General features: G+C 54.0%; 8 protein-coding genes and 1 pseudogene. All 9 read right to left on the bottom strand.

Features of this window, described 5'->3' with window-relative positions:
• Window positions 1-242: pseudogene (locus INF61_RS19720) on the bottom strand (phage tail protein); the annotation flags it as partial.
• A gap of 57 nt (window positions 243-299) precedes the next feature.
• Window positions 300-533 carry a hypothetical protein gene (locus tag INF61_RS19715; RefSeq protein ID WP_022651129.1) on the bottom strand — a complete coding sequence of 78 codons (234 nt, stop codon included), beginning with the start codon at window positions 531-533 and terminating at the stop codon, window positions 300-302.
• 107 nt (window positions 534-640) lie between these two features.
• Complete coding sequence (locus INF61_RS19710) at window positions 641-1,312, bottom strand: hypothetical protein (protein ID WP_193548034.1); 672 nt, start codon at window positions 1,310-1,312, stop codon at window positions 641-643.
• Complete coding sequence (locus tag INF61_RS19705) at window positions 1,313-1,627, bottom strand: hypothetical protein (RefSeq protein ID WP_193548033.1); 315 nt, start codon at window positions 1,625-1,627, stop codon at window positions 1,313-1,315. It lies immediately after the preceding gene.
• A gap of 43 nt (window positions 1,628-1,670) precedes the next feature.
• Window positions 1,671-5,228 carry a phage tail protein gene (locus INF61_RS19700; protein WP_193548032.1) on the bottom strand — a complete coding sequence of 1,186 codons (3,558 nt, stop codon included), beginning with the start codon at window positions 5,226-5,228 and terminating at the stop codon, window positions 1,671-1,673.
• Window positions 5,229-5,280: 52 nt separating this feature from the next.
• Window positions 5,281-5,865, bottom strand: a complete 585-nt coding sequence (locus INF61_RS19695; RefSeq protein WP_022648879.1) for a tail assembly protein — start codon at window positions 5,863-5,865, stop codon at window positions 5,281-5,283.
• Window positions 5,865-6,575 (bottom strand): C40 family peptidase, encoded by a 711-nt coding sequence (locus INF61_RS19690; RefSeq protein ID WP_193548031.1) that lies wholly within the window; start codon window positions 6,573-6,575, stop codon window positions 5,865-5,867. The genes INF61_RS19695 and INF61_RS19690 overlap by 1 nt, the downstream gene beginning before the upstream one ends.
• 2 nt (window positions 6,576-6,577) lie before the next feature.
• Entirely contained in the window at window positions 6,578-7,336 is a 759-nt protein-coding gene (locus INF61_RS19685) for a phage minor tail protein L (RefSeq protein ID WP_006809150.1), read from the bottom strand.
• The gene (locus INF61_RS19680; protein WP_063959197.1) at window positions 7,333-7,671 is read right to left on the bottom strand and encodes a phage tail protein; all 339 of its coding nucleotides are present in this window, start codon (window positions 7,669-7,671) and stop codon (window positions 7,333-7,335) included. Before INF61_RS19680 ends, INF61_RS19685 begins: the two co-directional genes overlap by 4 nt.

Below are 7,671 nucleotides of genomic sequence, written 5' to 3'. Positions count from 1 at the left end.
ACCGAGAGACTATCAGTAACAAGAATGCCGTACTTCTGGCCGCTCAGCGCCGGAGACGCAGCGGGTGTAATCGTCAGTGACGTCGCGCTGTTGATGGCCGTGATCTGAAACATCTGTACCGGGTTAGAAAGAACAAATAACGTCTGGCCAACCCGAATCTGGCTGGCCGGTGCCGTCCAGTTCGTGCCGGTGCCGGTGGCTGTATTTCCGTTAATGGCGATGGTGCCAGTGTTATAAAGCATATTTTCTCCAGGCAATAAAAAACCCCGCCGGAGCGGGGTTTGTTCAAACTGAATGGGTTAGTGGCAGGTGGTGCTGGTGAACGTGTTGGCGCTCACCCATGACCATTTAAAGGGATAACCGGCGCGGTACTGCGTCTGATTGTTTTGTTTACGGACTCCGTAGATCTGGACGCTGCTTTCCTGCCCGCCGACCAGGGCTGTTCCGGTGCATACGGGTTGCTGCTTCTCAATAACGCCAGCGCAACCGGAGAGCAATACCGCTACCGCCAGGCAAAGAATCATATTTTTCATAGTGGTTATATCCCAGGGCATTCATGAAGCTACACAATAACAATATGAATCAACGGGATATAATTGATTTGATAGATCAATTATTCAAAATTGATCGCTAAAAACGATCAATCATAATTGGCGCAGTTAATGGCCATAATCACGTTCCTCAGATTCGAATACGCGACGTTCTGAAGGTTTCCGCCGGGGGTTGTCTGCGGCCTGGCGAATATTCGCGTGCTGCTTCCCTCAAGCTTTGCCATGCTCTTGTATATGGCCGAGTAGGGCTGCGGCTGACCGCCGGCCGATACAACCCCGGTAATTAGCCCCAGCATGGCAGGCATACAGGCCCACTTCCCCGCCAGAGTTGTATTGATGTTGTATCCTGAGCTGGCATCCACCCCGGCGGTACCGAGGGTGACAACATCGCTCAGCGTGCGCGTTTCGTTTGTTAAAATCAGCGTCCCTGAAGCATCCCACACGGCCAGCCCGTAGTCTGGCTTTGTCTGTGGGAAAATAGAGAAAAAATAAACGTATGCTGTGCCGGTTGCATTCGGTCTGAGAAAATCAATCGTGATGGTGTTCCCGCTTATCGTCTGAGTGATTTCGACCTCAACCGTACAATGAACGAAGGCGACAACGGGCTGACCTGCGGGGAATGTATGCGTCACTTTGGTATTGAAACCCGTTGTTCCCTGAAGTGCCGCTGTCTTTCGCGCCTGTAGAGCGATTGGCGAGCTGTTCGCGGTCACCCATACTTCCCCGCTCGTCGTTGTCAGTAAACCGCCATACTCCGCCATTTATGCCCTCTCGATCTGGAAAATGAGATAAGCCGCTGCCGCAGGCTCAGTCCCTGCTGAGTAGTCGGTATCGCCTACTGCTGACACTGTCGCGGTTCCCCCTGAAATAGTGATCTTCCTCCGACTCGTTCCAAACTGATCACCGTTCATGACCTGAAAATAGGTAAGCCTGCAACCCGGTGGAAGCGCTACGGAGTAAGAGCCTGTTTTCTGGTTCTGGGCCAGCTGGAGATAGCCACAAACACTGACGGGCTTAATGCCATAGTTATTTACCTTGCCTGATATGTCCCAGGATTGAACACCGTATTCAGCCATAGTTTTCTCTTTCAAAAAAAAAGGCCCCATAAGGGGCCTCCAGTCACCATGTACCAGTGATTCTCCCAATCTGCACCCTCAACACATTGTTGGAGTCCCGCACGCTGATTGTCTGGTTTGTCTGTTTCATGGCCCCCTCGCCAGCTGTTGCACCATAGTTTTCAAACGTACCGGATTTATCCAGCCTCCACCCGACTGATCCAGCGACATAGTTATTGGACTGGATATAGTTGCCGATCTTGTTGTTGTTGATGGTGCCATCACCTATCAACGCGTCTCTGATGAACACCTGCCCGTTCTGGATAACAAAAGGTAAGGTCACCGTAGCTCCGGCCTGGTGCGTTACGGCGAAGCGGTCAGCCAGGAATATGACCTGCGACTGCATGCCGGATGGCGTGTTCTCGACGCCGATCCCCATCCCTGCGGCGTAGTACTGGCCGTTGCTGGATAACCCGACCTTGATGCTGTACATCGCCTTCAGGTCCCCGTTGACGTTCGCAATGGCCTGCGCGTTGGTGGTGATCGCTGAAGTATGCCCGTTGACGGTTGCCGTGATGCTGTTTACCTGCGTGGCCATAGCCTGCTGGTAATCGGAGAACGTCTGGTTCAGGCTGTTGATGGATGCCTTGTTGCCGTTCACGTCAGTCTGCAAACTCAGCAGCGAGCGCGCCGTCGCCTCCTTCTCGTTGACGATCACCTCATCAATGCGGTCCAGCTGAGCGCTGTTACCGGCGACGGATGCAGACAGCGTTTTGCGCGCCGCCACCTGCGCCAGGTTGCCCTGAATAATCGCGATGGCAGAGTTCTTCACTCCTCCCGTCATACCGTCCACAGACACGCTGATGTTATCGATTCGCTGACCCAGCGCGGTATCAGCGGTCGCCACTGTCTGCTCAAGCTCGCTCAGAGAAGAAGACACATTTCCGACCGTGCTCGACAGGTTTGTAACGCTGGTCTGAACTTTCCCAATATCTTGGGCGTTTTTGGCGATTTCCTGCGCCTGCTGCTCAAGTTCGTCGTTGGCCTGTTTGATATCGTCAGCCATGCCAGCAATTTTTTCATTGCTGTCCACCGCGTTCTCGATCAGGTCTTTGAACGTATCGGAGCCTTTCATGTCCTCCAGGATTGCATCGGTGATATCGGATACATCGATGCTGGCCTGCCCGCGCACAAAGTCTGTATACCCTGATTCGTTTCCGCTTCGATCTACCAGCTGCGCCCGGTACCAGAAAGTCTGCCCTGCCTTAAGGCCCATCTGCTGATACCTGCGCTGCGGATAGGGTACGTCTGCCAGCAGCATCGCATCGTCTTCCGTCCCGGTCAGGCTGTACTGAATTTCCGTCTTCAGCGTGTCGTCGGTGTTCGCCGGGAATCCCCAGCTCAGCTCGATACCGAAAACCACATTATCAGAAGCGATGAAGCCGACCGGTTTCGGCGGATTGCCCACTTTACCCGTAAGATTCACTTCTGATGATGTCGCCCAGACTGATGAAACGTCGCTGGCGTTCACCGCCCTGACGCGGACCAGATAGCGACCCGAGTAGATACCCTGCACTTCAAAACCTAGAGAAGACGTTCGGGGCACGCTTACCCAGTTGCCGCTGTCACGCCGCCATTCCGCCTCGTACGCAACTGCACCCTGAACAGCATCCCAGGCAACGCGCATGGTGGTAATCGCAATGTTCTGGTTAACCGTAGAGTAACTGTCTACGACAATATTTCCTGGGGGAGCCTGAACCCCGGGTGGAATGACACTGACTGGCCGCTCGTCAAGTCTTGCACCGGTATCAACGGCGGAATAGATGTCAGGGTTGTAAGTCGTCCCGGTGACTTCGAAAGTGCCATCGTTGTTGTCCCGCGTTCCCGTAACACGGAAAAGCGCTATAAACAGATCGTCAGAGTCCACACCCCAGTTACATTCAGCCTCCGGCGTTTCGCTGTAGGGTGTGGTGACAGTGACTGTGTTTCCGTTAACGGCCTGGACGGTTCTGGCCTGAGCTGTGCCTGACGGAAGATTCAAAAACAGCCGGTTCCCGGCCTTCACATCAGCGGCGCGATCGAGGGTTATGTTGCGGCCATTAACCGCACTCACCCTGCCACCGATAGTTCTTCCGGCCAGCTCGTTAGCTGCCACGCCGATCACCTCACCAACGGGGGGAACGTCCATGCCCGTGCTGAAGGTCACCACCTCGCCGATACCGTTAGTGAGCAGCGCCCAGCGCCCCCGCCGGTTTGCCTCTGACTGCCTGGTGCAGCCGATCGCAGTCATTTCGAGCTGACGATAATCGAAGCGCATGGCCAGATCGTTATCGTAAACAGGCTCAGGCGTGTCTTTATAGTGGTTGGCAGGGTCTGACCAGTTCACCAGCGCGGCAGTGTTTCGGGTGGTTTCACTCGGATCCGCAAAAGTAAATTTTCCTTCAACAACGCTGGCGTGGTTATAGATGTGCCACACATCCCGTGGCATATCAGCCAGGACATACATCTTATTGTCGCCCCAGTACGTCATGCCGCGAAATATACCCGCCAGATCACGAAGTACAGTCCAGGCGTCATTACGGTCCTGGATATAAACGTTGCAACGAAAACGAGGCTCCGTCCCACTTCCGCCCTTGCCATCTGGTACCAGTTGATCGCAATACTGGGCGATGCGATAAAGCTCCCATTTGTCTATCTGAGTCGCATCAATTCTTTGACCCAGCCCGAAGCGCTCGTTCAGAATGATGTCGTAATAAATCCAGGCAGGATTATCCGTCCATGCCCATTTAAATACGCCCTCCCATGTACCAGAGTAAGTGCGGGTTTCGGGATCATAAGTATCAGGTATACGGATGATTCGCCCTTTCGGATTGCACACAACCTGAGGAATGCCATTGGGGAACTGCTTTGCGTCAAACTCCACATACAGCAGCGCTGTGTTAACGTAGCGAAGTTTGGCGTCAATAATTTCAGTAACGGCCACAACGCGCATGGTGTCGACGATATTCACGCTCGTGGAATCCGGTGTGATTCTGCGAACCCGCAACTGCCATCCAGTCGAGGCTTTCGGAAGATTGACGCGGTGACTGCGCTCATAAAGCGACGTGGTTTTGTCATCAACAGCACCGTTAACCACCGTTTCATACGGCCCACCATCGACCGACAGATCGATAGCATACTCAACGCGGGTGCCGACTTTATCGCCGTTGTTTTTCTGGAGTAAAAGAGTTGGCCATCCCAGGCGAATTCGCAGCGCAGAGAGCTGCGTGTTGGATACCGCGCGCACGTACGGCACAGCCTGTTTCAGCTCATATGAAACCTGAAGTTCGTTTTCAATGCCGGGGAAGCCCTGAATGTAGTCCTGGTCCTGAGTACCGGAACGGAACTCATATTTCACATTATTGAAGTTATAACTTCCGTCGGCGTTCTGAAGAGGCGTGTAGGAAGATGAGTCACCAAGAAAAATGTTTTTACCATCAAGCCCGCCAGCGAACTCACCCTCTCCAAGCGCAATCAGCACCTTTGCCCTTGCAATGGACTGAATGCTGTCCGGTGCTTCAACGGGTGTTCGGGTCTGATTGCTGCCACCTTTACCGCGGCCTTTGATGATTGTCGTCGTCATATCGCGTCCATAAAAAAGCCACCGTCAGGTGGCTTGCAGTAAGTGGTTTGGTTTATTGCTGATCTTCTGCATAAACCCCGGCGGATATAATGGCGCCGCCAATTTCCCGTTGCCCATAAAGCAGGGGGACGGGATTGCCAGATGCCGTCGTGTTAACGGGACCACCAAACGCATAGGAGGGTTTGTTATCAGGTTCCTGACGCATTCGCAGGCCTGAAACCTGAGGAGAGAGCATTTGCACTACACCGCCAACGGCCATTGCGGCACCAACGGAAAACATGAGGTTACTTGCTGCGATACTAACTCCCGGCATCCATATGGCAGCAGCGACCAGAGCCGTTCCGAGTAACGCCTGGAAAACTCCAGCTCTTTTACTGCCCCTTATCACAGGGATTATTCTTAACTCATCACCCGGCCCCAGGAGTTCAAACTCTTCATGCCCGATATTGCGACGATCCCGGAAAATAACAAAATCCAGTCCCTTTGCCCGAGCTTCACGCAGATAAGCATCAAAGCCGTCAATGGTGTTAGAAAGTGCCCTGAACACTTCGCTGGCCGACGTTAGTGCGCGGCGATGTGTCCTGCCAAATCGCTGAGCCATTGAGCCGCTGAGTTTGATAACGGTTTTTCTTTCCATTACATCAAATCCTTATAACGCAGAATTTTGATGGTACGGTCACGGTAATAGCCACCGTAGGGAATACGCTGGCTTAGCTGGCCATACATGTGATGCAGTAGCATGTTGCCATCAAGCAAAATCCCGGCATGGTTCGGGACGGTGGACTGAACCTGCATGATAACCATGTCACCTGGCTGAGCGGGACCGTCGTACTCACGGAAACCGCATTCCTGCCAGTTATCCATATAGAGGTTTTCACCCTGCTCCCACCAGTGGCGATCTACGCTGTAGTTGGGCAGTTCAATGCCGTGCTCGATGCGGAAATAGTCCATGATGAGAGACCAGCAGTCTGCATACCCGAGTACAAACTGGCGCCCTGCGAGGGGACGGTCTCCGCGAGGCATGACGGTGCGAATGTCGCCCTCCGGCCACGATGCAATAATCCAGGGCAGTTCCGTGGCATCACACATCAGCATGTCGAGCTCGCTCGGCTGAGTTGTTGCCCCGTCGCCGGGATGGCTGTGGACGATCGCCACCACAGTGCCCTGCTCTTCGGCGGCCGCATAATCCTCAGGATTGAGTTCAAATTGCTCAGTCGGTGACTCAGCATTGTTTTTGCAGGAGATGTACTTCTCCACCCGCCCCTTCTGAATAACCACGCCACAGCACTCCTCGGGGAAGGATGCGGCGGCATGCGCCAGAATGGCGCTAACTGTTTTCTCGCGCATGATTATCCTCTCAGAAGTGAAGCCCCGGGGAACCCGCCATAATCCAGCTGCTCATTCTCTCCGAAACGAGGTTTGCAGCCCGTTGACAGCAGTCCGGAGCAAACATCCTGTGAAGGATCGTCCACCCGGTTGCCGTCTTTATCGAACCAGCCGTTTTGCCCGGCGTAGGTGCAGCCGTTCCCGGTTTTGTACCAGCCCCGCATGCACCACGTGCACATTGGCTGAATTTGCCGGGTCGGAATGAGCTGCCCGCGCAGGTCGGCTGGACTGGAAAGCTCAAACTCTACGGTTTCATCGTCCGATCCTGATTTACGGTCGATGTAATAAACCTGTTTGCGCTCCTCGTTGGGATTCGCAGTCGGGTTCCCGTCAGGAAAATTTCTTGCGTCCAGGTAGTGGGCGAAGGTGTCATGGATGATCACCTTTGCTTTAGCCATCCCCTGAAACCTTCGGCACAGCGCGCCAATCGTACCGCTGATGTTTGCCACGGTGAGGGACGGCCGTGAACTCTGGCCGTCACTGCTTACAGATATGCCGGTCAGTTCATACGGCCACGCGCCATACTCCTGCCCCTGCCACCACACCGACTTCGGCTCAAGTTTTGACTCGTCGCCGCCTGCGGCGATGATTTCCGCCTCGGTATGCGGGATTGTCTCGTTGTGAAAGCGAAGAATACCCGCACCGAACGCTGAACCGTCCACCTCGATCAGGCGGACGCGCTTACCCGGTTCCAGTTTCTGGACATCAGATGAAATACTCATGGATGGTATGCCTGTATGAATGTGCTGCTGAGGGTGTATTTTTTGTTGCCGTGGGTAGATATCTGGAAGGATTCCGCGCGCCATAAACCTGAAGGCTCAAGCGGCGGCTTCCAGATAAATGACTTCCACCCTGTATGTCTGTTCAAAAAGTTTTTAATGGCCTGAATGTAAGCCTCGTCGCCGGTAAAGCTCACGCTCCACTGAGGTGTTGCCGGGTTGATGCCGTCCCCGGCCACCTGTGTATAGCCATCGCCAAACTGCGCCTTTCGGGTACGAAAACTTGTATCAACCTGAGAGGCAACCTTTGGGCACCAGCTGAAGGTTTCGACTGCCAT

The organism is Enterobacter cloacae complex sp. P18RS, assembly GCF_014982105.1.
Lineage (GTDB): Bacteria > Pseudomonadota > Gammaproteobacteria > Enterobacterales > Enterobacteriaceae > Enterobacter > Enterobacter hormaechei_C.
This window is presented reverse-complemented; position numbering and strand designations above follow the sequence as displayed.